This window comes from Mycobacterium pinniadriaticum (assembly GCF_026242045.1).
GTDB lineage: Bacteria > Actinomycetota > Actinomycetes > Mycobacteriales > Mycobacteriaceae > Mycobacterium > Mycobacterium pinniadriaticum.
The window spans coordinates 36,043-62,788 of record NZ_JAPJDO010000015.1; the positions used below are offsets into that span (position 1 = coordinate 36,043).

The following is a 26,746-nucleotide window of genomic DNA, read 5'->3' on the forward strand; positions in this document are numbered from 1 at the left end:
GGGGCGGTCTTGGTCTACGAGAAGCCATGCCCGTGCAACTCTCCCACGGAGCACGCCGAGATGTGCTGCGATCAGCCGATGGTGACGGCTGGTTAGTATCCGGGGTCTTCACCACACCGTGTACTGAGCCTGCGAACCGTAGAGCCCACGCCACCACCCGCGTGGGCTCTACCTCGTAGGTGCCATCGCCGATGGCGCGGGGGATTGGGCGCAGAACCAAGCTGTCGACCATGCTCACGGCCTCCCGAATGATCACCAGCCCCTTTCGGACGGAAACGCTAACCGCGCGACACTACGTGCCGTGAGCAGTCGGCCACTGCTGGCTTCGAGTCGTTGGAAGCGTTGGCTGGCGGGGGATTCTATGAAATTGACTGAGGCGTAACCACTTCCGTGGTCTGAGTAGGGCGCAGCGCCGGCCGGTGAACCCGCGGCGCGGCAAGTGCTTCGAGAGTGTGCGAGTGGGTGCCCGACGCATCGCCAACTCCGTACCGGTAAGCCGGATGGCGCCGAAGTGGTCATCCACTGTTCATGTGCCGTCCCGCGGCTTGCGTCGACGTCACCCAAGTGATCACTTACTCTAGCCAAGTTAATTCCTAATCGAGGGGAGTGGCTAGTGAGTTCGACCAGATATGGTGCCCGTGCCGGCGCGGCAACGTTTGCGCTGGGTCTCGGCATTGCGATGGCCAATGGCGGTGTGGCAGTGGCGAGTCCGTCGGATTCGGGGTCGGCGGCCGGCTCATCGTCCTCGGCGGGTGCCAAGAATTCCGGTACCGGTTCGTCGAGCCGGGCCAGGGCCGCTCACGCGTCAACGGCAGGATCTGGCGGCCATGCTGGTGCCAACCCCAAGACGGCAGCCACATCGGATTCCGGTGTCACGGCTGTGACCGAACCCTCCGACGCGGTGTCGGTCACCCCCGAGGCCATTGAGCCTGCCGAGGCGGACGGTGGCGCACCGGGAACCGCTCACCACGGCAAAGGGCTGGCCAGCTCCCGTGTACACAGCCGGGACAGTGCCGACCCCGTCGTTGCCGTTGCGGTAACGGAAGAACCCGGATCGGACGGCACCGACGACGCTTCGGCGGCTGCCGACGCGACCGACGTCGACACGACGTCGGTCACGCCAGAGCGCGACGCCGGGGTCGCCCCGGCGGGGGCCGTCACGATCGCCGATTCCGCGGCGGATACGGCTGCCTCGGTGACTCCGGCGGCCACCATCACAACGAGCCCGATGGTGAAGGCCCTGCAGAGCGCGGCCACGACTTTGTTCGACTGGACCAAGCTGCCGACCGGTGAGAATCCGCTGTCCTTGCTGTTCGCCGGAGCGGTGGAGTTCATGCGCCGAACGTTCTTCAATCAGACGCCGACGGCCACGCCGGTGCAGTACGCCCAACTCGAGGACGGCGACGTCGTCGGCACGCTCGGAGCCAGTGACCCCGAAGGCGGAAAGCTGGTCTACTCCCTGGCCCAAGCCCCCAACCCCACATACGGGACTGTCGAGATCGATGAGGAAGGTAACTACTTCTTCACCCCGAGTGCGGCCTACGCCGTCAATGGGGGCACAACCAGCTTCGTTGTCGAGGTGCGCGAGCCTGGCTTCCACATCAACCTGCTGAACCCGTTCGCCCACAACCGGATCTACGTGCCCGTGACCGTGAGCCTCACCCCTGTCGAGGGCGCCGAGGACCTCCAGAGCACCCGGGGCTTCACCGTCTACAACTTCAGCTCCGGCACGGTCACGTTCACCGGTTTCAAGGACGACCAAGCCGAGGGAATTGAAAGCGGACCCACGATCGGCACACAGATCGGCATCGGCGAATCCGTCCACTGGGAAATCGACGTACCGACTCTGATAGATAACGATGTCTACCCGACCTTCACCGCTGGCGGGGAGTCGTGGACAGCGTATTTGGTTTCCCACAACTGGACCGGCGTCGGGACAACGTGGTGTGACGCTTCGGGCGCCTCATGCAATGCCGATCAAGAACATTTGACGGTGTATTTGCTGGCCGCCCCGAACACGGTGGTCCCGCTTCCGGTCAGCAGCACCGAGCAGCAAAAGGAGGTCCTGGAGGGGCTGTGTCACGACGGCTCGGTCGCCACGTGTAGCTTCACCCCAACAAGCCAGACGGAGACCTGGACCGACTGGAAGTTCCTCGGCAGCAAGATCACGAACGACTCCGACACCGAGGACGAGTACGACATCACCCGCGAAATCATCAACACGTACTCCGACAGCGTCAAGCTCAGTGCAAAAGCCAAGGCGTCCATCGCGAAGATCGTCGATATCGAGATTTCCGCAGAGTATGGGCACACCTGGACCGAAAGTTACAAGTGGTCCGAGACGGTCAAAGGGAAGATCCCCCCGCATTCGTCGATCTCGTACGTGGAGCGGACGCCAACCTACAGCGTGCAGGGTGATTTCACGCTGCACGTTGGCAACACCACCTGGCAACTGACGGGCGTCACGCTGACCAGCGCGGATAGCAGCGGCGACCGGCAGCCCGAGGTGAAGAAAGTTCTCGGGTCGATCTCGGACGACGGATCGTCGACCCTCGAGTCCTATCTCGCGCAGGGCCACGAATTGGGTGACCTGTTCGACGACCCCGTTCTCTCCGACGGTGACGTCAGCAACTTCGAACTCACACCCCTGGCGGCAGGGGATGATGGGTACGACGGCTGGGCGCTATACGGCCCGTGGGATACGACCGTTCTTTAGGGCATTGGCCTGCGAGTACCTCCACCCTGCCAGAACGACCTTGTGGTCACCTGGTTCGCATCAACCCGAGGGCGCTGGGAGTAGTCCCCGCTCCCTCGGGTTGACCGCGGGACTAGTGGGCTTGGGCCGAACTCGACGCTTGCCGAAGGTCCTGAGGCCGCTATACCGTCCGCGCCAGCCGATCCACCAGCAGTCCGGCGAACTTCGCCGGATCGTCCAGCGTGCCGCCCTCGGCCAGAAGCGCTGTGCCGTAGAGCAACTCGGCTGTCTGGGCCAGCCCGGCGTCACCGCCGCGCGAAGCGAACCCGTCCCGTAACCCGGCGATCAACGGATGGTCCGGGTTGAGCTCGAGGATGCGTTTCTCGGAAGGAACCGTCTGCCCGGAGGCCGCCAGCATGCGCGCGAGAGCGGGTGTGATGCCGAAACTATCGGTGATCAGGCAGGCCGGCGACTCGGTGAGCCGGGTGGACAACCGCACCTCCTTCACGTGGTCGGAGAGGGTCTCCTTGAGCCACTCGAGAAGACCGGCGAACTCCTGCTCCAACTGCGAGCGTTCGGCCTCGCTGGTGTCCTCCTCGGAGGAGAGGTCCACTTCACCCTTGGCAACGGACTGCAGTCGCTTGCCGTCGAACTCGTTGACCATATCGACCCAGACCTCGTCAACGGGGTCGGTCAGCAGCAGCACCTCATAACCCTTGGCCTTGAACGCCTCCAGGTGCGGTGAACTCAGCAGCTGCTGACGAGAATCACCGGTGGCGTAGAAGATCTGCTCCTGCCCGTCTTTCATCCGCGCGACGTAGTCGGCCAGGGTGGTGGGCTCCTCGTCGCTGTGCGTCGAGGCGAACGAGGACACTGCCAGCAGCGTGTCCTTGTTGTCGACGTCGGAGAGCAGCCCCTCCTTAAGGACCCGGCCGAATTGCACCCAGAAGGTCCGGTAGTCGTCCGGCCGCTCCTTCTGCATCTCGGTGATCGTTGAGAGCACCTTCTTGGTGAGCCGGCGCCGGATCGCCTTGATCTGACGGTCCTGCTGCAGGATCTCGCGAGAAACGTTGAGCGACATATCCGCCGCGTCGACGACACCCTTGACGAAGCGCAGATACGGTGGCAGCAGGTCATCGCAGTCGGCCATGATGAACACCCGCCGCACATACAGCTGCACACCCACCCGGGCGTCCTGATTGAACAGGTCGAACGGGGCGTGTGACGGGATGAACAGCAGCGCCTGGTACTCGAACGTGCCCTCCGCCTTCATCGGGATGACTTCCAGCGGCTCGTCCCAGGCATGCGCAACGTGCTTGTAGAACTCCGTGTACTCCTCATCGGACACTTCGTCGCGGGGCCGGGCCCACAACGCCTTCATCGAGTTGACGGTCTCCGTCTCGACGGTGACCACCTCCTCGCCACCCTCCTCTTCCGCGGGACTGCGGCGCTCGACCTGCATCCGGATCGGCCACGCGATGAAGTCCGAGTACTGCTTGACCAGCGCCCGGATCTTCCATTCCGCGGTGTAGTCGTACAGCTCGTCCTCGGCGTCCTCGGGCTTGAGGTGCAGGGTGACCGAGGTGCCCTGCGGCGCGTCGTCGACGGCGGCGACGGTGTAGGTGCCCTCCCCGCTGGACTCCCAGCGGGTTGCCGAACTCTCGCCCGCCTTGCGGGTGAGCAGGGTGACCTTGTCGGCCACCATGAACGACGAGTAGAAGCCGATCCCGAACTGGCCGATCAGCTCCTCGGAGGCTGCGGCGTTCTGGGCTTCCTTGAGTTGCTGACGCAGTTCGGCGGTGCCGGACTTGGCCAGCGTGCCGATCAGGCCGATCACCTCGTCGCGGGTCATCCCGATCCCGTTGTCGCGGATCGTCAGCGTGCGGGCGGCCTTGTCGATGTCGATCTCGATGTGCAGGTCGGACGTGTCGACCTCGAGGTCCTTGTTCCGGAACGCCTCGAGGCGCAGCTTGTCCAGCGCGTCGGAGGCGTTCGAGATCAACTCCCGCAGGAAAGAATCCTTGTTGGAGTACACGGAGTGGACCATCAAATCCAGTAGCTGGCGGGCCTCGGCCTGGAACTCCAGCTGTTCGACGTGTTCTGTCATGGGGAATCCGTTCGCGACGACGACAATCGGTGCCGGCAGGATAATAGCGACATCCCGCGCGGCTCGGGTGCACCGATCACGCCAAGACGGTCATGACACCCCCGACGCGATGCCAAGGTGGAACCGATGCGTCAACCCATAGTCACCGTCTTGCTTGCAGTGGCCGCGATGTGCCTGGCGCCGGCGCCCGCGGCGACGGCCGGTGCCGACGATTGCAGTGTCCTGCTGCCCGCGACGGATCGGCTCGAGGCCGCGTTCAACGAGGTCGACCTCTCCGGGACACCGCCCTGGATAGCCGCCCAGATCCGGGCCCCGCTGAGTCCGTTGCACAACTTGACCAGCCCGCCCGGCATCGACCTGCGGATCCGGTCGAACATGCTGGCATCCCAGGTCGACAACAGCGACCCGTACCGGCCGGCGACCCCGGAGCGACTCGCCGGCGATCTCGCCAAGGCCAGGGACCTGCTGGTCGCGGTCCGCGAATGGTGCGCGCCTTAGCCTCTGTGCGGCGCCGAGCGTGCGGGATCTCGGTGTTCAAACAGCGAGACGTCGACGACGAGCCCCACGCTCGGCGAACGAACGCCCGCCTAGTTCCCGAAGATGCCCCAACGCTTGATCTGAACGCGGTTGGCGTCCGGCCAAATGGCTCGCGCTGCCGGCGAATTGCAGAAGTAGTCCTCCGCCTGGCGGACGGTCATGTCGACCGCGTGCAGGCCGTCTTCCCGGTGGGCGCGGCAATTGACGGTCAGGACCTGGTTGGTGGCCGGATCGGCCTCCAGCACTTCGACGGTCAACACCACGACGAGCGTGTACCCGGCGCCGGTCGGCAGATAGAAGGTCAGATCCCGGCTGGACACCCCGCCGCCGTTGGCGACCAGATAGCCGTCCCCGCTGGGGTAGATGGCCTGCGCCATCATTTGGGTGCGTTCGTAGTGGTTGCTGTCCCCGGGCGCGCGCCAGACCGAGAACCGCGTGTTGGCATTCGGCCCGTTGAGCAGATTCTGCGAGATCGGGATGATCAGCTCCTCGCGACCGTCACCGTCGACGTCCTCCAGTCCGACTCCGCCGGGGGCTGACGGTTCCAACAGCTCATTGATCGTCTGTACCACCGCGCCCGACGGATCGGTCACGGTCACCTTCACCGCCCTCGGCCTGGGCAACTCGGGCGCGCTCCAGTATTCGACGGCGAAATCGAGGTCACGGGAGTGCAGCGAGCAGTCGACCTGTGGCGACTTGCCCGTCGGGGTGATCACCGGGGTCGTCTGCGGGCACGGCGGCAAGGTGGTGTCGGCGGCCGCACGGGGACCTACAACGCCCGCAGCCGCCATCGTCGTGATGGCGACCAGGAGCGCTAACCGTCTCACGGACGTGGCGCCGGCTTCGCGGGTGCGGGAGCGGGCGCAGCCGGTGCGGGCGCGGGGCCGGCGCCCGGCGCAGGTGCGGGACGGGCAGGGGCCGCGGGAGCCCTGGCTCCCGGGATCTGTTGCTCTTCAGGTGCTTTGGTGCCGGTCTTGGGCCCGATATCGGACACCTGCCAGCCACCGTCGACCTTGCTCACCGTCACCCGCAGCAGGATGATCGACACCTTGGGCGTCGGGTTCTGCAGATTGCGGGTGGTCTGGTGGGCCGATACCACCACCTCGTAGGAGCCGTCGGGCTGCAGAACCGGGTCGGTGGCCAGCACTTCACCGGTGGAGCTGACCTTTGCCTCCAACATGACGGCCTTGAGCAGGTCGGTGGCGTTGACGTACTTGTCCTTGAGTTGCTGCGACACACCATCTTCGACGGCGTGGAAGAACGCGTCCGGGTCTTCGAAGCTGTACGTCAGCGACTTCATCGCATAGTCCCTGGCGAGCTGCGCCGCGGCCTCGCGATCGGCATTGCTCTGACGTAGTTGGGCGAGCTGGTCGCTCACCTGCTGGTACTTGATGAACCCGAAGACGCCGCCGCCGATCACCAGCGCCGCCACCACGACGGCGACCCAGAACGAGCGGCTCCTGAGCCAGCGTCGCGGCGTGGTTGCCGGGTCGGCCGATTCCGCGTCGTCGTCCGGGACCGCCGCGTCGTCGGAGGTCGCCGACAGTTCGGTGTCCTCGACCTTTTCGTCTTCGCCGACAGTGGAATTGGTCATGTCCGGGGTGTCCTTGCTGTTGGGATCGTCTGCGGTCATTGGTGCCACTCGGGGACGTTGAGTTGGACCCGCACACCACCGGTGTCGTTGAACGTCGACTCCCAGAAGTCGAGCCAGTGCCCGGCGTCGATCTTCACGTCGTGCAACGGCGCCACCGCCGGCTGCAGGATGGTGGCGAAGGTGCCCAGCGGGCCCGACAGCATGTCGAGCCATTCGCCGAACTTGGTCACCAGGATCCCGGCCGGGTCGTCGGGCCCGATGACGCCGATGCCGGTGTGCGACAGGATCTCGATCTGGTGGACCAGCTGCAGGAACGCCGGAACCGACTTCGGCAGAATTTTGCCTGTCTCACTGATGATTTCGCCGGCATGGAGATCACCGAGGTTCGTGGTGAACGTCGAGACATTGCTGAACAGGGTGGCCAGAATGTCCTTGTCGTCGCGGACCACGTTGGCGGTCAACCGGGCCGTGACGGCCAGGGAGTCGATGGTGTCGTCGTTGCCGGCGAACGCGGCGGACATGTCGTTGACGATGCTGTGGATCTGATCGAGGTTCAGTGCGGTGAACAGAACATTGGCCTTGGTCAGCAGGTCACTCGCCGTGACGATCGGCGCGACCCGGTCCGCGGGAATCACCGCTCCATCGGTGAAGTACGGCGGTGCAATCAATTTCGGCCTGAAGTCGATGTACTGCTCACCGGCCGCGGAGAGGTTCTCTACGCTGATCGCGCTGTCGGCGGGAACCTGGTGCTGGCGGTCGACCTCCATCGACACCGCCAGTCCGCTATTGGTGGTCTGGATCCCGGTCACCCGGCCGACCTTGATGCCGCGCATCGTCACTTCCGAGGTGGGCATCAGACCACCAGACGACTTGAGCAGCAGGGTGAGCCGGGTGACTTGTTTGGTCGGTCCCATGTCGAGCACCCCGAACGACATGTAGGCCGCGCCGGCCAGCGTCATCACCACCAGGATGGCCAGCGTGGTGCGTGCACTGAATTTCATGGCACCAACCCCATCGTCTGCATCGCCTGCACCGCCGCGTCGGCCTTGTCCGCCGGATCCACGCCTTCGCGTCCGGTCGGGGTGTGGAGCTCGGTGATGGTGTACTTCGGGCCGCCGTCGCGGAAGAACCCGAGCAGCTTGTAGCGCAGCAGCGCCATGAACTTGTCGGCGATCACCGGAATCGTGGTGTCTGCGGTGGCCATCGTGTCGACCATCGGCGTGATGTAGGACAGGATCTGCATCAGGTCGCCGGCGATCGGGATGATGAGATCGCCTCCCAGCTTGCCGACGTCTTTGGAGGCACCGACCACGTTCAGGATGGCCATGGTGACCGCCGACAGGCCCTGTAGTTTCGTCGGCCCCTCGGTGACCAGCCGGTTGAACACCTCGGTGTTGGCCGCAAAGCTGGAGGTGATGTTCCCCATGCCGTCGAGAATGCCGTCGATGGTGTCCTGGTTGGCGGCCAGGTCGTTGAGCACGCCGGCGACGGTGTGTTGCATCCGGGTCAGTTCGCCGGAATCCTGCGGGAACGCCTTGTTGACGTTGACCACGGTGCTCTGCAGCGTGCCGATCGCGCCGCCGGCCACCAGGTTCGACATCGACCGCAGCAGGTCCTCGACGTTGTCGGCCGGCGCGGTGTGGCGCAGCGGGATGGTGTCGCCGTTGCGCAGGATCGGGCCGGACCGATCGTCCGGCGGAAGCAGTGCGATATAGATGTCGCCGAGCGGGGTGGCCTGGCGAAGTTCGGCGCGGGTGTTGACGGGAAGCTTGGTACCGCCGGCTATTTCGACATAGGTCACCGCCGTGCTGCCTTCGAGCTGAACGCGGTCGAGCACGCCGATCTGCACCCCGCCGGCGTCCACCTTGGCCCGGGCGGGCAGGTTGAGCACGCTGGCGAACTCGATCTTGATGTTGTAGGCGTCCCGGGGGGTGTAGGCCCCCGGGACCGGTAGCCGGGTGGGATCCAGTGAGCACGCCGCCGTCAGGCTGATGGCCAGCGTGGCCAGCAGGACGCAGAACGTACGGATCGATCGCCGGGTCATGACAGTGCTGCCCCCAGAACGAGATTGGTCAACCCGAGGGTGATCGGGTCCGTGGGGGTGCCCGACCCGCACGCCGCCGCGGCACCGGGGATATTGCGCTCCTTGAGTCCCTCGCAGATGGCGCCGGCCTGGGTCGGGGCGATCGACACCTGTGGCGGGATATAGGTGACGTTGTGCGTGCCCCACGCCGGTTCGTAGATATCGGCGAGCCAGTGGCTGAACTGTGGCCAGGAGTTGATCATCGCGGTGATCGCCGGGATGTGGCGGTTCAGCAGGTCGCGAAACCCGCCGAACCGGGCGTCGAACTTCTGATACCACCGTGGCCCGAACCGGTTGAGCGCCTCGATCAAGGTCGGCAGCAGATGCGACACATAAGCCATCGCCGCGCCGAAGTTGTCCGAGAGTCCCTCCATCAACTGGGTGGTGACCGGGAGCGTTCGGATGACCGAGGCGAAGCTGTCCCAGTTGTTGAGGAAGTCCGAGGTGAGGATCTCGCTGTACTCGAACAGTTGGCGATAGTCGGCGTCGGCCTTGTACGGGTCGGCGAGCATGGTGACCAGATTGCGCATCGTCTTGTTGATGCCGGGTCCGGTGCCCTGCAAGGAATTGCTGGCCGCGGTCAGGCTGTCGTTGATGGCTTGCACACCCGGTGCGCTGGCGGGATCCTGACCCGGTTCGGACCCCAGGATCGCATCGGTGAGATTGCCGATGGCGGCGAATGTTTCGCTGACACTGATCGGGGTCTTGGTGGACTTCAGCTTGATGCACCCCGGACCGGTGAACTTCGGGCCGCCGGTGTAGGCCTTGGTCAGTTCGATATGGCGGTCGGTGACGATCGATTGCGAGTAGGTGACCGCGCCGACGTCGGCCGGCAGGACCAGGTCGGCGGGCACCGTGAAGTCGACCTCGACGTGGTCGGGTTTGTTGACGATCGCGTTCATCGAACCGATCTCGATGCCCAGCAGCGCGACTTTGTTGCCCGGATACAGCCCGACCGCGTCGGTGAATTCGGCGCACATCGCCCGGGTCGGATTGATCTTGGGTGTCAGGATCTTGACGCCGAAGACCACCGCGATCGCGATGACGGCGAGGACGGCGACGGCTGCCGCGATGACCCGCCGTGAGCGGAGCCGCGAGCCGATACCGGACATCCTGGCCATCCTCAGCACTGCCTCATGATGTTGGGCAGGCACAGATCCTGTCCGGGGACCAGCCGGTTGCTCTCGTCGAAGACGACACCGTTTCCGCTGAGCATCGGGCCCACGATATTGAGGGTCTGACCCAGGCCGTCGAGGGCCATGCCCCACCGCTCGGGATGAGCCGCCAGGGTGTCGCTGATATCTTCCAGTCCTTGCGCGATGGGTGCGACCTCCCGGCCGTACCACATCGTCAACCGGTCGAGAACGCGGGTCAATTCCTTGATCAGACTGAAGAACTCGACGATATCGACGGCCTTCGAGGTGTACATCTTGCCGAGGATGTCGAACTGCTCGAACAGCGTGATGAGCTGCCCACGGCCCGCGGTCATCGCGCGCAGGCCGTCGTTGACGAAGTCCAGGCCGCGGTGAAAGTCCGCGGTGGACTTGCTCATCGATTCCGTCAGCCGGTCGGCCGACTGCAATAGGTTGCGCACCGCGTCGGGATATCGGTTGGCGGCGTTGGCAACCTCGGCGAAGGTGTCGTGGATGACCTTGCCATCGACTTCTTTGACCACCGGGGTGGCCGCCTGGATGATGTCGTTGATCTCGAACGGCAAGGTGACGCGGTTCGGCGGAATTCCGGTGCGGCCCAGTGGCTGCGCGCCCTTCGGATCCAGAGCCACGTAGTGGCCGCCCAGCGGGGTCAGGAGCTTGATGTCCAGGGTGGAGTCCGACCCGACCGCCACCGAGTTCTGGACGTCGAATTTCATCTCGACGAGGGGGCCGTCGAGGCGGACGCTGGTGACCTTGCCGACCGGGATACCCGCGACCCGAACCTGGTCGCCGGCGCGCAATCCGGCCGAGTTGGGCATGTGCGCGGTGTAGCCGGCCTCGTTGGCCGGATTCAGGTACGCCATCGCGGTCCCGGCGAGCGAGGCGATGATCACGACGACGCCGATGATGCCGTTGCGGCGGTTGCGGATGGCGGTGGTGCGTTCGTCGAGTGCGGCGTACCTGCCACCGATTTTCGCGCGCAGCGTGCTGAGGTGCTTGTCGAGTTCCACTACCGGCACACCACCAGGTTCTGCTGCGCGAACGACACCTGCCCGATCCCGGGCAGGGTCACTTCGCCTTGCGAGCAGGAAAACGTTGGGGTGGCGGGTTGTTCGTCGACGAGCCAATCCCGTATTCCCTGGATCAGCGACGGGGCGAACGAGAGGCCGGCGATGATCGTCGGGGTCTGCGGCCACATCCGGCTGAACAGGTCGTAGAGCGGGCCGGTCGTCCCGTCGAAAGTCCGCTCGAAATATTGCATGACGTGGGTGGTGCTGCGCAGCACCGGCAACCCGCTGTCCAGGGATTCGCGGAATTCCTCGGCCTTGGAGCCGAACTTTCCCAGCACGTCGTTGAGCTGGGAAATGAGCTGGAACAGTTGCTCTGATTTGCCGCCCAGGTCGTGGGAGATGGCGCTGAGATTGCGGATCATGGTGGTGATGACCACTTGGCGGTTCACCGCCAACTTGGAGATCTCGTCAAGGTCGTGCAGAAACGGGCCGATGCCGGATTCGTCACCCTGGATCAGGCGCAGCAGGTTCTCGCCGAGCAGGTTGAACTGCGCGGGATCCAGGGTTTGGAAGATCGGTTGAAAGCCGTTGAACAGCTTCGCGACATCGAAGGACGGAATCGTCTGCCCGATGGGAAGGGTGCCGCCGTCCGGTAGTCGATGGTCGGGTTTGGCCGGCTGCACGAGTTCGACATACCGCTGACCGACCAGGGTCTGATAGCGCACCGCGGCAACGGTGTTGGTGAAGACCGGGTGATCGGCCTGGGCGGTGAAGTCCACCTTGGCGACCCGACCGTCGAGCCGGATGGTGTGCACCTTGCCGACCTGCACCCCGGAGATGCGGACGTCGTCGCCGACGTAGAGCCCCGACACGTCGGAGAACGTCGCGGTGTAGCGGGACAACGTCCCGGTGACCGGACTGCGCAGCGCCGTCAGCACGATGAGCGTGCACACCACCGCCACCGCGGTGAAGATCGTCAGCCACACCACTGATCTGGTGACACTTCTCATCGGCCACCACCTTGTGCTGGCGCAGGCGGTGAGTCCGGAGCAGCACCCGTCGGCAGCGCCGCCGCCAGCCCGGGCATGGCGTCCAGGGTGAGCTCGATGTTCAGCCGAACCTTGCCGTTGATGATCGGGAACGCCGTGCTGGTGCGGTCGAGCAGGCCCGAGATCCGGTCATAGGCCGGCGACATGCTGCCGTAGTAGTAGGCGGCGGGCAGCCACACGCTCATGATCCCGCCGGTGAGCGGCACCAGCCACGTCATGTGCTTGGCGAAGATCCCGTCGGTGGTGAAGAGCAGTTTCGCCAGCTGGTCCATGATCAGGTTCATCCGGTCCACGCCGTCGGGGTGCGCCAGGAAGTCCATTCCGTTGAGCAGGTCGTAGGCCAGGCTGACCAGGGGCACGGCGTCGTTGACGCCGTTGATCACCGATGCGAGCACCGAAAGCGACTGGGAGAAGGGCACTTTCTGCGAGTCGGTGAGCATCTCGACCAGATCGAAGTACGACCGGGTCACCGGCTCGGTGAGGTCGGCGTGCTTGCGCACTATCGAGATGATGTGGTCGACGTCGGGCGAGTCCATGATCCGCCCGAATTTCTGGCCCTGCCGCAGCAGCCCGGTGATGGACGCCGACCGGCTGTTGGTGTCGACGACCAGCGTCTGGTTGGGGCTCAGCCGGGGACCGCTTCCGCTGCTGACCAGTTCGACCGCGGCCAGGCCGAAAGTGTTGGAAGACATGAAATTCGCCGTGGTATCCGCGGCCAGGGCCGCCGCTTGGCGCGGCTCGAGTTCCAGAGTGATCTTCTGCTTGTTGAAGCCGGCCGATTGCAGTGTCTTGACCGAACCGATCGTCAGGCCGCGGAACTTCACCTCGGCGCCCGGCGTCAGACCCTCGCCGAGGGTATCGGCCATCACCGTCACCTTGAACGTGTTGGCGTAGCCGCCGGTACCCAACTGATACAGCATGGTGCCGGCCACGGCCAGCACCACCGCCGCGATGAGGCCCCGGATCCGCAACGAGCGCGAACTGGGTGCCCGTCCTCCCTGGTCTGAGGAAAATGGCATGCCCTACCCCGAAATCCGAATCCCGGGACTGTTGCCCCAGAACAGCAGCGTCAGCACCATATCGGCGGCGACCACCGTGACGATGCTGGCCCTGATCGCGCGACCCGAGGCCCGGCCCACGCCTTCGGGTCCGCCGACGGCGAAATAGCCCTGATAGCCGTGGATCGCGATGATCAGCGTCACGAAGATGACCGCCTTGAGCACCGAGAACACCACGTCGGAAGGACCGATAAATGAGTTGAAGTAGTGGTAGTAGGTGCCCGATGACTGCCCGTGCAGCACATTGACGACCAGCGCGCACGACACATAGCTCAACGCCAGCGTCACCACATAGAGCGGAATGATGGTCAGCATCCCGGCGATCACCCGGGTGGTGACCACGAACGGGATCGACCGGATACCAAGCGCTTCCAGCGCGTCGATTTCCTCGGAGATCCGCATGGCGCCGATCTCGGCGGTCATCCGACACCCGGCCTGGGCGGCGAAGCCGATCCCGGCGATCATCGGCGCCATCTCGCGGGTGTTGGCGTACGCGGAAACGAACCCGGTCAACGGGCCCATCCCGACCATGTCGAGGGCGGCGTACCCTTCGATGCCCACCGACGCCCCGACCGCCGCGCCCATGAGCACCAGCACGCCGATGGTGCCGCCGCCGACGATCAAGGCACCGTTTCCCCACATCACGTCCACCAACAGCACACCGGTCTGGTGCCGGTAGTGCTTCACGGTGTGTGGTATCGCACCCAGCACCTGGGCCAGGAAGCTGACCTGATGACCGAGGCGCTGGAACAGCGAGTCGCCCTGGTCGGCGATCCACAACGGCGCCCGGAGCACCCCGGGGCGGTACCGGGACGGGGCCGCGATCCGCGCCATCAGCCCATCCTCAGCGGCATGGACATCGACACACCCTGCGTGATGATCAGGTTGAGGATGAACACGGCGAGCACACCGATGACGACGGAGGCGTTGACGGCGTCGGCCACACCCCGCGCGCCGCCCGTGGCCTCCAGCCCGCGCTGGCACGCCACCAGGATGACGACGACGCCGAACAGCCAGGTCTTGAGCATGGCCACCACCACGTCGTTGACGCTGGCGAAGGACGCGAACGACGCGATATAGCTGCCGGGGGTGCCGGACTGGAAGCCGACGTTGATGGCGTAGCCCGCCGCCAGCCCCATGAAGATGATGAAGGCGCACAGCACCGGCGCCACGAACACGATCGCCGCCAGCCGCGGGGTGACCAGCCGCTGCACCGGGTCGACGCCCATCACGCGCAGCGCGTCGACCTCTTCGCGGATGGTGCGGGCCCCGAGATCGGTGGCGACGGCCGAACCGGCGGCACCGCCCAGCAACAACGCGGCCACCATCGGCGCGCCTTGCCGGATCACGCCGAGGCCGCCCGCCGCACCGGACATCGACGACGCACCGACCTGCTGGATGAAGTTGCCCACCTGCACCGCCACGATCACCCCGAACGGGATGGACACCAGCAGTGCTGGTATCGCCGTGACGCTGATGATGAACCAGGCCTGGTTGATGGTGTCCCGCCAGGGGTGGCGCAGCCGGATCAGATCGGTGATCAGGTAGCCGAAGGCCTGAGCCCCCAGGCCGAAGAAGCGGCCCAACGTCTGCAACGACGAATCCATTTGGTCGAGCACATGTCTAATCGGCCTGCTGAGAAGCCCGACGACCTGACGACCGGTCGACGCCTCGGCAACGGGCTCGCGTTCTTCGTGCACGCCGGGCGCCGCCGGCTCGGTGACGGCAGTGTTTTCACCGTCGGTGGTGCTTTCGTCGACATCGACGCGGGCGAGATCGTTGCCTTCTGTCTCGGTCGCCGCTTGGGCCGCAGTCCCGTCATGGACACCTGCGGTCAACGGCAGGCACCTCCTTAGTCGCTGGTGTGGCTTCTTCCCCCAGCAAAGGTCGAGCTTGGATGTCGCGCGTTTACCAGCGGTACGAGTACGTGCGTTGTACCAGCGGCAGTGGGGGTGTGTTCACGGAAAGAAGTTCAGTGTGATGTACGCCACAAACGATCGTCAAGGGCTCTCGACGCCGCGCCGCGGCGCTCGGCGGCGGCCGACTGTTGCGGCGGGGTCAATAACGTGCGAGGACACGTGTTGCGGCCGTGGGTGACCGAAAGTTGCCTGATTCCACCCATAGTTCGAATAAGTCGACCCATGTTTTCGGCGCCGGCTGGCCGCCGCAAATGACCGAGCAATACACAGGAAATTGACAGTGTGTTCAATTGGCGGTGGGCCGGAGGATGGAACCCTCCCGGATCGTGGCTCGCCATGCCGAAGCCGTGCGCAGCACCGGGCACCCCGACCGGAGATCGTTGTGTTCACACTTCGCGCACGCCTGGCCGGCCCAGGGCTCGGGCAAATACCGCTACCACCCGGTGCGATTATCTGCCCCGGCGTGCCGGCCACGGCCATGATCGGCTGGCGAAGGGTCAGCTGACGCCTTGAATTCGAGTGGTCAGTAGCGCTGTCCACTCGGCCAGGTAGACATCGTCGGCGATGCGCGCGGCGGGCTGGTGGAGAAGGGCTGTCGCGAAACGCGCGCCGAGGAGGCTGTTGATTCCGTGTGCGGCGAGGACGGCGCGCTCTTGCTGGCTGAGTCTCGGCGCCCAGGTGGTGATCCAGTCGGTCAGTTGGGCGTTGAGTCCGTCGCTGAAGGCCGCATAGGCGGCGTCGAGGTGAGCTGACCGGCCCGCCGGAGTACGGGCAGCGATCTGGAGCAGTTCGGTCTCTTGGTCGATGACCGCGAATAGGTAGCGACCCAGAGCCGTCAGTTCGGATCGAAGGTCACCCAGCCCGGCGAACAGCGCGCGGATGTCGCTCATGGCGCGGCGACGGTCGAGTTGCCGGTTGATGCCGGCCTCCAGAAGCGAGTTCTTCGACTTGAAGTGGTGGTAAAGGGCGCCCGAGCCGGCGGCCAGTCCTGCGGCGGCCTCGATCTGGGAGATGCTGGTGGCCTCGTACCCATTGGCGCTGAACAGCTGCATCGCTGCGTTCACCAGTCGTTCGCGGGTGGGTGTGGGTGCTGTCATTTGAACTCTCAGAAGTGATCACTTAGCTTGAGTACAAAGGTACTTTACTGCCTAGCGGGGTCAGGGATACACGGTGGAAGGTCGGGATCGCGCGGTCCCCTGTGGGCGGATTCGCCGGAGCATGCCACTGGCAAGTCTCACCGCACACGCCGCGTGCGGTCGTGTGATCGCCGGGCTGCGGGAGAGGGCCGGCCAGGACGGAGCCCTCGAACGGTTTCATCTCAGCACGGCCGCGCGGTATGCCGAACTGCTCGGTCGGTCGCGTGGGGTGTTGATGAAGGCCGGCCAGATCTTGTCGATGGCCGATACCCGGGAGTGGGGCGGCGGCGGGTTCGGCCCCTACCTGGACGCGTTGAAACAGGTGCAGTGCGAGGTCCCGCCGATGGATCCGGTGCTGGTTCGTCAGCTCCTGGACGCCCAACTCGGCGCCGGTGTCGGGCAGTTCGCGGAATTCGTCGATCAGCCGATCGCGACCGCCTCGATCGGCCAGGTGCATCGGGCGGTGTTACGCGACGGCCGTGCGGTCGCGGTCAAGGTCCAGTACCCCGGAGTGGCCCGGGCGATCGAGGACGATCTGGCCAACGCCGAACTGCTGGGGACGTTTTTGAAAGTGGTGCGTGCCGCGACGGCAATGCGTACGGACGTAGGCGACGTCGCGCGCGAGGTCGCCGCGCGGATCCGCGAAGAAGTCGACTACCGGCACGAAGCGGCCACGATCAAGGCCTTCGGTGAGCTCTATCGGGGGCACCCCTTCATCCGCATCCCGCAGGTCGTTGACGAGGCATCCGGCGATCGGGTGCTCACCATGACCTACCTGGACGGAATGGACTGGGCTCAAGCCCAGCACGCCGACCAAGATCTGAAGAACACCTGGGCCGAGACGATCATGCGGTTCAACTACAGCACCGGTCGGCTGTCCAACCTGCTGCACGGTGATCCTCATCCGGGCAACTACCGGTACTTCGGCGACGGGACCGTCGGGTTCCTCGACTTCGGCTGCGTGCAGGTCAAAACCCAACACGAGTGCTACGGCTGGACCGCACTGATCCGGGCCGCGGTGGACGGGCGCAAGGCCGATATGCGGGACCTCGCGGCGCAGATGGGCCTGTTGGATGCCGACCCGACCCTGACCGCCGACGAGCTGTACCGGTGGGCGGTTGACCTGATGTATGACTTCATCGCGGCACCTCAGCCGGTCACCTACACGCCCGAATTCCGTGCTCGCCGAATCCGCAGCATGTTCGACTTCCGGGATCGTGACCACACGCTGGCCCGGGTGAGTCTGCCCGCAATGATGGCCTTCACCGCCCGGATCCAACTCAACCTGGTCAACATCTGCACCACCCTGGGCGCGACCTTGCCGGTACGGGCGATCCTCGACGACACCGACGGCGTCGCCGAACCGATCACCGCGCTCGGACGACAACACCACGCCTGGGTGCGCGAACGCGGATTGCGGTTGGTGCCGCCGCACGTCTGTGGCGGCCCAGCCCAGTGACGACGAAGGACGATGTTGCGCGGCGACACGTCTCGACGCGGCCGCGGCCGACGAAATCGATCAGCCGACCCTTCTGACCCATCCCTCGCTCCGGTCGTTGTATTCCTGGGCCTTCGCCGACGGCGCCGAGAAGCGGGTCTGGCGCCGGTGCAAGCGATCTCAGGTGTCACAACCGGCGACCGACCTCCCGGGTCTCCTGTGAGATCGCCAAAGTCCCGCACGAGCACCGAGACCTGGATTAGGGTTCGTGCCAATTAGACAGACTAGGTGGGGGTCATGGCGAGCGCTGTTGGCAGGCAGGTGCCGGGGGCGACCGCGCTCGAACATCATGCCGGTCGGCTCTGAGCGCAACGGCGCGGGGGATGGGCGCATTCGAGTAGTCGACTACATCGTCGAACACCTCGGGCGTCGCGGTATCGGCCATGTGTTCGGGGTGGACGGCGCCAACATCGAGGACCTCTACGACGCCGCCCACTCGTCTGTCGAGATCACCGCGGTCGTGGCCAAGCACGAGTTCTCCGCGGCGGCCATGGCGGACGCCTACAGCCGCGCCGGAGCCGGTATCGGCGTCGTCGCCGCGACGTCGGGCGGCGGGGCCCTCAACACCATCCCGGGACTGGGGGAGTCATTCGCCAGCCGGGTGCCGGTGCTGGCGCTTATCGGTCAGACCCCGACGACGACGGACGGCCTCGGATCGTTTCAGGACACCAGCGGCTTGGGCGGCGCGCTGGACGGGGAGGCGTTGTTCGCGGCGGTAGCCGTCTTCTGCCGGCGGGTACGCGACCCGGCCGACATCGTGAGCGTGTTGCCGGCGGCGCTGTCGGCCGCGATGACCATCGGCGGTCCGGCGGTGCTGCTGCTGCCCAAGAACGTCCAACAGGCCCTGATCGGCCCCCCGACCGAGGATGTCACCGCACAGTCACCGCGCCGGATCGGGGATCTGTCCGAGGTGGCGCGATTGCTTCGCGACATCGGTGGGCCCGTGACGATCATCGCCGGAGATCAGGTGGCTCGCGACGATGCGCGCGCCGAGTTGGAGACGCTTCGATCGGTGCTGGGGGCGAGGATCGCCACCGTGCCCGACGCCAAGGACGTCGTCGCGGCGCCCTCGGCGGCGGGCGTGACGGGGGTGATGGGCCATCCCGCGATCGGCGCCGCGCTGGCCGACAGTGCGGTGTGCCTGCTGGTGGGAACCCGGCTGCCGCTGATGGCGCGCGCCGGCCTGGAGGCGTCGTTGGCGTCGCTGCCCGTCGCCTCGATCGGCTCGGCGCCGCCATACCTGCCGGCTACCCACGCCGACAGCCACGATCTGCGCGCCGCACTGGCACAGCTCGCCGCCTTGGCCGCCGAGGATCCCGCGAATCGGGGGCGTGGGGGCGATCAGGTGACGCGCGGCGAGCTGACACCCCCACCGCACGTCGGGTCGGGCGTGCGCTATCGCGACGCGATGCTCGCCCTCGACGCGGTGCTGCCGCACGGCACCGACATCGCCGTCGACGCGGGCAATATCGGGGCGGCCGCGATCCATTGGCTGCCGGCGCGCCGCGAGGGCAGGTTCCTGGTGGCCCTCGGAATGGGCGGCATGGGGTACAGCTTCGGCGCCGGGATCGGGATGGCGATGGCACGTGGACGCCGCACCGTGGTGATCGCCGGAGACGGTGCGTTCTTCATGCACGGCATGGAAATTCACACCGCGCTGCACTACCGGCTTCCGGTGACCTTTGTGCTGTTCGACAACCACGCGCACGCGATGTGCGTGACCCGCGAGCAGCTGTTCTACGGCGACCGATACAGCTACAACCGGTTCGGTCCCAGCCGGCTCGGGGCCGGGCTGGCCGCGATGTTCCCGGCACTGCCCTCGGTGGACGTAACCGATATCGCCGAATTAGGGGTGGCGGTCAAGGCCGCGCTGGACGTCGACGGACCCTCGGTGGTCGCTGTCGAGTGTTCGGCCGACGAAATCCCGCCGTTCACAGCCTTTTTGAACCAGTCAGCAGATCAATCAACGATATCGAGGAATAGCTGATGACACTGCCCGCGCTCGAGGACATCACCGCGCACCACGGCGGCACCGATCCGATTCCGGGATTGATGCGCATCGAGACGTCGCCCAGGGAGAAGGCGACGCCGATATTGATGGAGATGATTCACGCGGTCTATCCGCATGACGAGGTGTTCGGCGAGTTCTGCACCGTCAACGACTTCATCGACTGCCCGCCCGACGAGCTGTTCGACTACCTGGCCGACACCCGCTCCCTGGAGGAGTGGACGTACAGCCTGCGGGGTTTCACCCGCACCGAGGAGGACGGTCTGTGGCTCGCCTACGACCGGCTCGGCAGCGAGACCGAGATCTACACCCGCACCGTCGCCAACCGCGAGGCCCGCACCGTCGACTACCACTGCGCCTGGGATCAGGGCCGGCACCTGTGGATGATCTACCTGATGCGGGTGGTCGACGCGCAGGTGGTGTTCAACAAGCCCGGCTCGGTGGTGCTGTGGACCAACTGCCACCACCCGTTCTACGACGACAACCCGTATCCGGAAACCGCCCCGCCGCAGCGCCCGGTCTGGGTGGGCGACTTCTGGGAGATGTTCGGCGCCGGTCATCTGCTGGAACTGAAGAACCTCAAGGCGATCGCCGAGTATCGCCATCACAACGGACTGCCCGTCACTCCGGACTGGATGCGGGCGTCATGACCGCCGCGGTCAGCCTGCTCGACGTCGCCACCTACTTGCCTGAAAACCGCGTTCCCGCAGAGTGGTACACACAATTCAGCGGCAAGGACGATCTACGCGACAACCCGATGTTCCGGCCCCCCGACTTCCGCCACCATGCCGCCGATGACGAGTCCAACGTCGACATGATCGAGCGCGCCGTGGCGGCGCTCGTCGACCGCCACGGACGGTCGGTGCTCGACGATGTCGACGTACTGCTCACCCACTCGCAGTTGCCCGATCTGCCCATCCTCGGCGCCGGCGGCGAGGTCGCCAAGCGGCTCGGCATCAATCCCGAGTGGATCGTCGATGTGCACAACGGTGGTTGCGCGGCATTCGTGTTGATGCTGAAACTGGCACGCCAACTGCTGGCCGGCGGGGCCGGACGCACGGCACTGATCGCGGTTGCGCAGAACGCCGCGGGCAAGATCTTCTCTCAGGAGCAGGTGCGCAAATTGGCTCAGGCGTCGGTTCCCGGGGACGGTGCGGCGGTCGGTCTGGTCACCCTGTCGGACAGCTCGCCGGTACTCGACATCGAATGCCGCTACTTCGGTGAGAATGCCACCGACATGACCCTGGCGGCCGATCCGGCGCGCCGGTGGTGGGAGGCCGGCCCGGGACAGGGCTACGTCGGGTTCAACGAGGGCAAGATCATCAAGGTCCTCGCTCGCGGCAACCGCCAGGTACCCCAGGTGGTGCGCGCGGTGTGTGACCGCATCGGGGTGAAGCCGGGAGATCTCGACCTGCTGGTCACCAACCAGCCGAACCGGCTGCTGCTGCGCAACTGGAATGAGGCGCTGGGCATTTCGTCCGACCGACACCGGGACACATTCCACGAGTGCGGCAACTTGTTCGCGGCCGCTATCCCGATCAACTTCGAGGCCGCGGTCCTCGACGGCCAGATCGGTGCCGGCGACATCGTGATGATGGCGGGGTTCGCGCATGCCGGAGACTTCGCCGGGGCCGCCGCCATCCAGTGGGGCGGAACCCGGAAGTGACAACAGCCGGTGGACCGCCGACGACATTGCGCGCGATCACCCACGAGATCATCGGGCTCATCGAAGCCGAAACCGAGGGCACTGCAGGAAAACTCACCGCAGATTCGGGTCTTCAGGACGCCGGGATGGATTCCGCCCGGGTGCTGTCGCTGGTCTTCCGGATCGAAGCACGCTACGACATCGAACTCGACGCCGAGGACGGCGACGACCTGAACACCGTCGGTGACCTGGCCCGGCTGGTGCTGCGCCGGATCCAGGAACGTTAGTGAAGGGCGGCTCGGCCATCCGGCCGAAATTCGACACCCTGACGCAGATGCTCGACGCGGCAGCGCAATCCGGGCAGAGCCTGTTCTTCGTCGACCGCAACGAGTGCGACACCGAAGTCCCCATGGCCGAGGTTCGTCGGCGTGCCCGCGAACTTGCCGCCGGTCTCCGTAACGCCGGAGTGAGCAGCGGTGACCGGGTCGCGCTGGTGCTACCGACCTCTCCTGAATTCGTCGCCTGCTTCTTCGGCGTGCTGTACGCGGGCGCCGTCCCGGTGCCGCTGTATCCACCGGTGCGGCTCGGCAAACTCGAGGAGTACCGGCACCGCACCGCGGCGATGCTGCGGGCGGTTCAGGCGACCCTGGTGGTGACTGAGGACCGGATCCGCCCGCTGCTGGAGGCGGCGGGCACCCGCTGCGTCACGGTCGCCGAGTTGACTGGAACACCCGACGGCGCTACCAGCGTGCCGGCTGCAGATGATCTCGCCTTGATCCAATTCTCTTCGGGCACAACTCACGATCCCAAACCCGTCGCCCTCACCCACCGCAATCTCTTGTACAACATCGCGGCGATCGCGGACTACTTCATCAGTGCCGGTATGCCCGAGCAAGTGGGGGTCAGCTGGCTGCCGCTCTATCACGACATGGGGTTGATCGGAAACCTGCTGACGGCGTTCTATCTGCCGCGGCCGTTGGTATTGCTTCCCCCCGAACTGTTCCTTGCCGTACCCGCGGCCTGGCTACGCGCGATATCCCGACACGGCGGCACCGTCACCGCGGCACCCAACTTCGCGTTCGGTCTGTGCCTCAAGCGGATCCGCGACGACGAACTGGCCGGTGTCGACCTGAGCTCCTGGCGGCTGTGCTTGAACGGTGCGGAGCTGACCAATGCCGAGGTCCAGCGCCGGTTCAGTCAGCGCTTCGGACGCTGGGGATTCGACGCGGCGGCGTTCACACCGGTTTACGGGTTGGCCGAGGCGGCACTGGCCGTGACGTTCAAGCCGGCCGGCACCATGTTCAGAACACTCGGTGTGGAGGCTGTGGCGCTGACGACGGGAGGTTCGGTCCTACCCGGCGACAAAGAACTGGTGAGCACCGGGCGCCCGTTGGCCGGTGTCGAGGTCGAGATCCGTGGCGACGATTCCCGGCCACTGCCCGAGGATCGGGTGGGGCAGATCGTCGTTCGAGGACCCAGTGTGATGGCGGGCTACTTCGGCCGCGCCGACCTCACCGGGCAGGTGCTGCACGGCGACTGGCTGGATTGTGGCGACCTCGGATTCGTCCACGACGGTGAACTTTTCGTGTGCGGACGCAGCAAGGAGACGGTGATCATCCGCGGCGCCAACCACGCGCCCCAGGACTTCGAAGCCGCCCTCGACGGGCTGCCCGGAGTGCGCACCGGATGTGCGGTGGCGGTCGGCTACCTTCCCGCCGGCGCGGACGACGAAGCACTGGCGATCCTCGTCGAGATCACCCCCGATGCACCGGTCGATCTGGCGGCCGAGGTGACGGCCCGGGTATTGCAGCACACCGGGATCTCCGCACACCACGTCGAGCTGTTGGCGCCGGGAACACTACCCCGCACGTCCAGCGGAAAACTGCGTCGCCTCGAGGCCCGCACACAGTGGTTGGCGGGAACGCTGTCACCGTGTTAGCCGGCATCGCGCGGGTTGCGATTCGGGCTCCTCGCCGGATGATCGGGGTTGCGCTACTTGTCCTGGTCGGTACGGCGGTGTTCGGAGTTCCGGTGGCGGGCAAGCTTTCTGCCGGCGGACTCACCGATCCCGGTGCCCAGTCGTCACGGGCGAGGTCGGTGCTGGCCCACGCCTTCGGCCAAGGGGACATGCCGCTGCTGATCACCGTCAGCTCGGCCGACGGGGTCGATTCCCCGGCGGCGCGGACGACCGGGACCGAGATCGTACGTACCCTCACCGAGTCACCCAGCGTGGCGACGGTGAGTTCGCCGTGGACCGTCCCGCCGCCCGCAGCCGCACCGCTGATCAGTAAGGACGGCACGATCGGCGTGATCGTCGCCGGAATCACCGGTGGTGACAACGGCGCTCCCAAGAATGCTGAGGCGTTGATCGACCGGGTGGTGTACGACCGTGACGGGGTGACCGTTCGCGCCGGCGGTGAGGCGGCCATGATGCAGCAGATCACTCTACAGAGTGAGAAAGATCTGAAAGTCATGGAGGGCATCGCGATTCCGCTGAGCTTCCTAGTGCTGGTATGGGTGTTCGGCGGGCTGGTCGCGGCTTCGCTGCCGGTGGCCGTCGGCGCCGTCGCGATCTTCGGGGCGATGGCCGCGCTGCACGTGATCACCTTCGCCACCGACGTCTCGATCTATGCGCTCAATCTCGCCGTGGCTCTGGGACTGGCCTTGGCCATCGACTACACGCTGCTCCTGCTGAGCCGGTTCCGCGACGAGCGGGCCGCCGGTGCCGACCGCGACGACGCGCTGATGCGCACGATGGTGTCGGCCGGCCGGACGGTGTTGTTCTCCTCCCTGACGGTCGCGCTGTCGATGTCGGCGATGGTGCTGTTCCCGATCTATGCGCTCAAATCGTTCGGCTACGCCGGCGTCGCCGTCGTCGCGTTCGCGTCCCTGGCGGCGATTTTCGTGACACCGGCAGCGATCGTGTTGCTCGGTGAGCGGCTGGATGCGTTGGATCCGCGCCGGTGGCTGCGACGCCCGGTCGCCGTGGTCCGTCCGGTGGAAGACAGCCCCTGGTACCGACTGGCGATGTTCTCGATGCGCAGGGCCGTGCCGATCGGCGTCGTAATCGTCGCGCTGTTGTTGGCGCTGGGAGCCCCGTTCCTCGGCGTCAAGTGGGGGGTGCCCGATGACCGGGTCTTGCCGACGGCGAGCGCACCGCACCTGGTCGGCGACCAGCTGCGCACCCAGTTCAATACCGACCTGGCCAGAAACCTGGCCATCGTCATACCGGACGCCAACGATGTCACTCCGGCGCAACTGGACAATTACGCGGCTGCGCTGTCGCGGGCCTCCGACGTATCGTCGGTCTCGGCCCCGGGGGGTACCTTCGTCGCCGGCGCGCCGGCGGGCCCACCGACGGCGGCCAACGCCGTTACGAATGGCAGCGCGTTCCTGACCGTCGCCAGCACCGCACCACTGTATTCCGCGGCGTCCGGGGCCCAGCTCGACCAGCTGCAAGCGGTGCCCGCCCCGGCCGGCACGCAGGTCCTGATCGGCGGGACCGCCCAGGTCAACCGGGACACCGCCAACGCCATCGCGTCCCGGCTTGGCGTGGTGCTGGCGATCATCGCCGGGATCACGTTCGTCCTGTTGTTCCTGATGACAGGCAGCGTCGTGGTGCCGTTGAAAGCGTTGATTCTCAACGTCTTGTCGTTGACCGCCGCGTTCGGCGCCCTGGTGTGGATCTTTCAGGACGGCAACCTGGATGCGTTGGGTACCATGTCCACCGGAACCCTGGCGATCAGCATCCCGGTGCTGTTGTTCTGCATCGCCTTCGGGTTGTCGATGGACTACGAGGTGTTCTTGGTTTCCCGTATCCGCGAATTCTGGTTGGCGAGTGAGAAAACGACCGCCGACAACGACAGGAGCGTCGCGTTGGGACTGGCCCGCACCGCGCGGGTGATCACGGCGGCCGCACTGATCATGGCCATCACTTTCGCGGCACTGGCCGGTGCGCAGGTGTCCTTCCTGCGGATGCTGGGCGTCGGCCTGACGCTGGCAGTCCTGGCCGACGCCACCCTGGTGCGGGTCCTGCTCGTTCCGGCCTTCATGCATGTGATGGGCCGATTCAACTGGTGGGCGCCGAAATCGCTGGTGCGCCTGCATGAGCGGGTTGGAATTCGGGAGGCACCCCATGCCTAGACTCCCGGCGGCGCCGCCCGCGCGCCTGGCCCGCGCCGTCGAGTTCGCGCGCCATCACCTGCTGCGGCTCCATCAGCGGATGGTGCCCGCACCTATGGCGATGATGGAACTGGTCGTGTCCGGCTGGCCCGCGCAGGCGATCACCACGGCCGCCCAACTCGGTATCGCCGACGCGCTCGCCGACGGACCGCTGCCGATCGGTGCGTTGGCCGCGCGGGTGGATGCGGACCCCGACTCGCTGGGGCGTCTGATGAGGGCGTTGATCGGTCGCGGCATCTTTCGTCGCCGCCGCGACGGTCGCTATGCGCTGAATTCCCTTGCCGAAACTCTGCGTTCCGACGCTCCGATCTCTCTCAAAGGTGCCGCGCTGTTCCAGGGTTCGCAGGAGCAGCGCGAACGCTGGACCCTGCTGACGGAGTCGGTACGCAATGGTGAGTCGATCGTTCCGGCCTTGCGTGGGATGGAGGGTTTCGACTACCTCGTCGAGATACCCGAGCACGCAGAACTCTTCGACCAGACGATGACGTGCCTGGCCCAGATGACGCTCGCTGTCGTCGTCGCCGGCTATGACTTCAGCGCTCATCGCACCATCGTCGACATCGGCGGGGGACAGGGCGCGATGCTGGCCGCCGTCCTCGGGTCGGCCCCTGGGGCACGTGGCATCCTCTACGACGTGCCCCGCGTCGTCGTCGGTGCCCCAAAGCTGCTGTCCGACAAGCATGTAGCCGACCGGGTACAGATCGTGGAAGGATCCTTCTTCGACCATGTCCCCGGCGGTGGCGATGCCTATCTGCTCAAGAACATCATCCACGACTGGGCCGACGACAGGGCGCTGCGGATCCTCCGCAATGTTCGCGCGGCCGCCGGGCCGAGGTCGACAGTGCTTCTGGTCGAGATGGTGGTGCGCGAGAACGGCCGAGACGGCCCGGAGAACTGGGTGGACCTGGAGATGCTGCTGAATCTCGGGTCCCGCGAGCGGACCGCGGACGAGTATCGGAATCTACTGCGGCAAGCCGGTTTCCGGATGACCAGCGTGATCCCGACCGCTTCGCCGCTCTGCGTGATCGAAGCCGTCGTCGACGAAGCCCACCCCGGATAGGCGACGGGATC

General features: G+C 65.8%; 22 protein-coding genes. 10 read left to right on the forward strand and 12 right to left on the reverse strand.

The genetic code is table 11. From position 1 onward, the window contains the following. The first annotated feature begins 613 nt into the window (after window positions 1-613). On the forward strand, window positions 614-2,716 hold the full coding sequence (locus tag ORI27_RS17615) for an Ig-like domain-containing protein (protein ID WP_265998265.1): 2,103 nt from the start codon (window positions 614-616) through the stop codon (window positions 2,714-2,716). Between the two features lie 160 nt (window positions 2,717-2,876). Here the strand turns inward: ORI27_RS17615 and htpG are convergent, their stop codons facing one another. Next, window positions 2,877-4,802: a molecular chaperone HtpG gene (htpG, locus tag ORI27_RS17620; RefSeq protein ID WP_265998266.1), complete on the reverse strand. Its 1,926-nt coding sequence runs from the start codon at window positions 4,800-4,802 to the stop codon at window positions 2,877-2,879. Between the two features lie 126 nt (window positions 4,803-4,928). Here htpG and ORI27_RS17625 point away from each other — a divergent pair, with 126 nt between their 5' ends. Further along, window positions 4,929-5,300 (forward strand): hypothetical protein, encoded by a 372-nt coding sequence (locus ORI27_RS17625; RefSeq protein WP_265998267.1) that lies wholly within the window; start codon window positions 4,929-4,931, stop codon window positions 5,298-5,300. Between the two features lie 89 nt (window positions 5,301-5,389). Here ORI27_RS17625 and ORI27_RS17630 read toward each other — a convergent pair whose 3' ends face one another. From ORI27_RS17630 to ORI27_RS17680, 11 genes are all read right to left on the reverse strand, one after another. After that, window positions 5,390-6,130 carry a hypothetical protein gene (locus ORI27_RS17630; RefSeq protein ID WP_323055624.1) on the reverse strand — a complete coding sequence of 247 codons (741 nt, stop codon included), beginning with the start codon at window positions 6,128-6,130 and terminating at the stop codon, window positions 5,390-5,392. A gap of 32 nt (window positions 6,131-6,162) precedes the next feature. Beyond that, entirely contained in the window at window positions 6,163-6,972 is an 810-nt protein-coding gene (locus ORI27_RS17635; RefSeq protein ID WP_265998270.1) for a hypothetical protein, read from the reverse strand. Further along, entirely contained in the window at window positions 6,969-7,934 is a 966-nt protein-coding gene (locus ORI27_RS17640) for an MlaD family protein (protein ID WP_265998272.1), read from the reverse strand. The genes ORI27_RS17635 and ORI27_RS17640 overlap by 4 nt, the downstream gene beginning before the upstream one ends. Continuing rightward, window positions 7,931-8,977, reverse strand: a complete 1,047-nt coding sequence (locus ORI27_RS17645) for an MlaD family protein (protein ID WP_265998273.1) — start codon at window positions 8,975-8,977, stop codon at window positions 7,931-7,933. Before ORI27_RS17645 ends, ORI27_RS17640 begins: the two co-directional genes overlap by 4 nt. Continuing rightward, complete coding sequence (locus ORI27_RS17650) at window positions 8,974-10,137, reverse strand: MlaD family protein (RefSeq protein ID WP_407666350.1); 1,164 nt, start codon at window positions 10,135-10,137, stop codon at window positions 8,974-8,976. The genes ORI27_RS17645 and ORI27_RS17650 overlap by 4 nt, the downstream gene beginning before the upstream one ends. Before the next feature lie 2 nt (window positions 10,138-10,139). Then, a complete protein-coding gene (locus ORI27_RS17655; protein ID WP_265998275.1) occupies window positions 10,140-11,189 on the reverse strand; it encodes an MlaD family protein in 1,050 nt (349 codons plus the stop codon). Next, window positions 11,180-12,190, reverse strand: a complete 1,011-nt coding sequence (locus ORI27_RS17660; protein WP_265998276.1) for an MlaD family protein — start codon at window positions 12,188-12,190, stop codon at window positions 11,180-11,182. Before ORI27_RS17660 ends, ORI27_RS17655 begins: the two co-directional genes overlap by 10 nt. Next, window positions 12,187-13,248 carry an MlaD family protein gene (locus tag ORI27_RS17665; protein WP_265998277.1) on the reverse strand — a complete coding sequence of 354 codons (1,062 nt, stop codon included), beginning with the start codon at window positions 13,246-13,248 and terminating at the stop codon, window positions 12,187-12,189. Before ORI27_RS17665 ends, ORI27_RS17660 begins: the two co-directional genes overlap by 4 nt. A 3-nt stretch (window positions 13,249-13,251) precedes the next feature. Beyond that, window positions 13,252-14,121, reverse strand: coding sequence for an MlaE family ABC transporter permease (locus tag ORI27_RS17670; protein ID WP_407666346.1), 870 nt, complete (start codon window positions 14,119-14,121; stop codon window positions 13,252-13,254). Continuing rightward, window positions 14,121-15,125, reverse strand: coding sequence for an MlaE family ABC transporter permease (locus ORI27_RS17675; protein ID WP_407666347.1), 1,005 nt, complete (start codon window positions 15,123-15,125; stop codon window positions 14,121-14,123). The genes ORI27_RS17670 and ORI27_RS17675 overlap by 1 nt, the downstream gene beginning before the upstream one ends. Window positions 15,126-15,703: 578 nt before the next feature. Further along, window positions 15,704-16,303, reverse strand: coding sequence for a TetR/AcrR family transcriptional regulator (locus ORI27_RS17680; protein WP_265998278.1), 600 nt, complete (start codon window positions 16,301-16,303; stop codon window positions 15,704-15,706). Between the two features lie 121 nt (window positions 16,304-16,424). On the opposite strand from ORI27_RS17680, the gene ORI27_RS17685 reads away from it, so the two are divergent. The 8 genes from ORI27_RS17685 (at window position 16,425) to ORI27_RS17720 (ending at window position 26,735) form a co-directional block, all read left to right on the forward strand. Then, the gene (locus tag ORI27_RS17685) at window positions 16,425-17,801 is read left to right on the forward strand and encodes an ABC1 kinase family protein (protein WP_265998279.1); all 1,377 of its coding nucleotides are present in this window, start codon (window positions 16,425-16,427) and stop codon (window positions 17,799-17,801) included. A gap of 328 nt (window positions 17,802-18,129) precedes the next feature. Next, window positions 18,130-19,827: a thiamine pyrophosphate-binding protein gene (locus ORI27_RS17690; RefSeq protein WP_265998280.1), complete on the forward strand. Its 1,698-nt coding sequence runs from the start codon at window positions 18,130-18,132 to the stop codon at window positions 19,825-19,827. After that, the gene (locus ORI27_RS17695; protein WP_265998281.1) at window positions 19,827-20,498 is read left to right on the forward strand and encodes an SRPBCC family protein; all 672 of its coding nucleotides are present in this window, start codon (window positions 19,827-19,829) and stop codon (window positions 20,496-20,498) included. Before ORI27_RS17690 ends, ORI27_RS17695 begins: the two co-directional genes overlap by 1 nt. Then, on the forward strand, window positions 20,495-21,514 hold the full coding sequence (locus tag ORI27_RS17700) for a 3-oxoacyl-ACP synthase III family protein (protein ID WP_265998282.1): 1,020 nt from the start codon (window positions 20,495-20,497) through the stop codon (window positions 21,512-21,514). Before ORI27_RS17695 ends, ORI27_RS17700 begins: the two co-directional genes overlap by 4 nt. Then, window positions 21,511-21,780 carry an acyl carrier protein gene (locus ORI27_RS17705; protein WP_265998283.1) on the forward strand — a complete coding sequence of 90 codons (270 nt, stop codon included), beginning with the start codon at window positions 21,511-21,513 and terminating at the stop codon, window positions 21,778-21,780. Before ORI27_RS17700 ends, ORI27_RS17705 begins: the two co-directional genes overlap by 4 nt. After that, window positions 21,780-23,432, forward strand: coding sequence for an AMP-binding protein (locus ORI27_RS17710; protein WP_265998284.1), 1,653 nt, complete (start codon window positions 21,780-21,782; stop codon window positions 23,430-23,432). Before ORI27_RS17705 ends, ORI27_RS17710 begins: the two co-directional genes overlap by 1 nt. Further along, window positions 23,426-25,636 carry an MMPL family transporter gene (locus tag ORI27_RS17715; RefSeq protein ID WP_265998285.1) on the forward strand — a complete coding sequence of 737 codons (2,211 nt, stop codon included), beginning with the start codon at window positions 23,426-23,428 and terminating at the stop codon, window positions 25,634-25,636. Before ORI27_RS17710 ends, ORI27_RS17715 begins: the two co-directional genes overlap by 7 nt. After that, window positions 25,629-26,735 carry a methyltransferase gene (locus tag ORI27_RS17720; protein ID WP_265998286.1) on the forward strand — a complete coding sequence of 369 codons (1,107 nt, stop codon included), beginning with the start codon at window positions 25,629-25,631 and terminating at the stop codon, window positions 26,733-26,735. The genes ORI27_RS17715 and ORI27_RS17720 overlap by 8 nt, the downstream gene beginning before the upstream one ends. Window positions 26,736-26,746 lie beyond the last annotated feature (11 nt).

What these genes read in the sequence shown, in the direction of transcription:
- htpG (WP_265998266.1), bottom strand. Translation starts at nt 4,802, where the DNA reads ATGACAGAACACGTCGAACAGCTGGAGTTCCAGGCCGAGGCCCGCCAG.
- ORI27_RS17625 (WP_265998267.1), top strand. Translation starts at nt 4,929, where the DNA reads ATGCGTCAACCCATAGTCACCGTCTTGCTTGCAGTGGCCGCGATGTGC.
- ORI27_RS17630 (WP_323055624.1), bottom strand. Translation starts at nt 6,130, where the DNA reads ATGGCGGCTGCGGGCGTTGTAGGTCCCCGTGCGGCCGCCGACACCACC.
- ORI27_RS17635 (WP_265998270.1), bottom strand. Translation starts at nt 6,972, where the DNA reads ATGACCGCAGACGATCCCAACAGCAAGGACACCCCGGACATGACCAAT.
- ORI27_RS17640 (WP_265998272.1), bottom strand. Translation starts at nt 7,934, where the DNA reads ATGAAATTCAGTGCACGCACCACGCTGGCCATCCTGGTGGTGATGACG.
- ORI27_RS17645 (WP_265998273.1), bottom strand. Translation starts at nt 8,977, where the DNA reads ATGACCCGGCGATCGATCCGTACGTTCTGCGTCCTGCTGGCCACGCTG.
- ORI27_RS17650 (WP_407666350.1), bottom strand. Translation starts at nt 10,137, where the DNA reads ATGGCCAGGATGTCCGGTATCGGCTCGCGGCTCCGCTCACGGCGGGTC.
- ORI27_RS17660 (WP_265998276.1), bottom strand. Translation starts at nt 12,190, where the DNA reads ATGAGAAGTGTCACCAGATCAGTGGTGTGGCTGACGATCTTCACCGCG.
- ORI27_RS17665 (WP_265998277.1), bottom strand. Translation starts at nt 13,248, where the DNA reads ATGCCATTTTCCTCAGACCAGGGAGGACGGGCACCCAGTTCGCGCTCG.
- ORI27_RS17670 (WP_407666346.1), bottom strand. Translation starts at nt 14,121, where the DNA reads ATGGCGCGGATCGCGGCCCCGTCCCGGTACCGCCCCGGGGTGCTCCGG.
- ORI27_RS17680 (WP_265998278.1), bottom strand. Translation starts at nt 16,303, where the DNA reads ATGACAGCACCCACACCCACCCGCGAACGACTGGTGAACGCAGCGATG.
- ORI27_RS17685 (WP_265998279.1), top strand. Translation starts at nt 16,425, where the DNA reads ATGCCACTGGCAAGTCTCACCGCACACGCCGCGTGCGGTCGTGTGATC.
- ORI27_RS17690 (WP_265998280.1), top strand. Translation starts at nt 18,130, where the DNA reads ATGCCGGTCGGCTCTGAGCGCAACGGCGCGGGGGATGGGCGCATTCGA.
- ORI27_RS17695 (WP_265998281.1), top strand. Translation starts at nt 19,827, where the DNA reads ATGACACTGCCCGCGCTCGAGGACATCACCGCGCACCACGGCGGCACC.
- ORI27_RS17700 (WP_265998282.1), top strand. Translation starts at nt 20,495, where the DNA reads ATGACCGCCGCGGTCAGCCTGCTCGACGTCGCCACCTACTTGCCTGAA.
- ORI27_RS17720 (WP_265998286.1), top strand. Translation starts at nt 25,629, where the DNA reads ATGCCTAGACTCCCGGCGGCGCCGCCCGCGCGCCTGGCCCGCGCCGTC.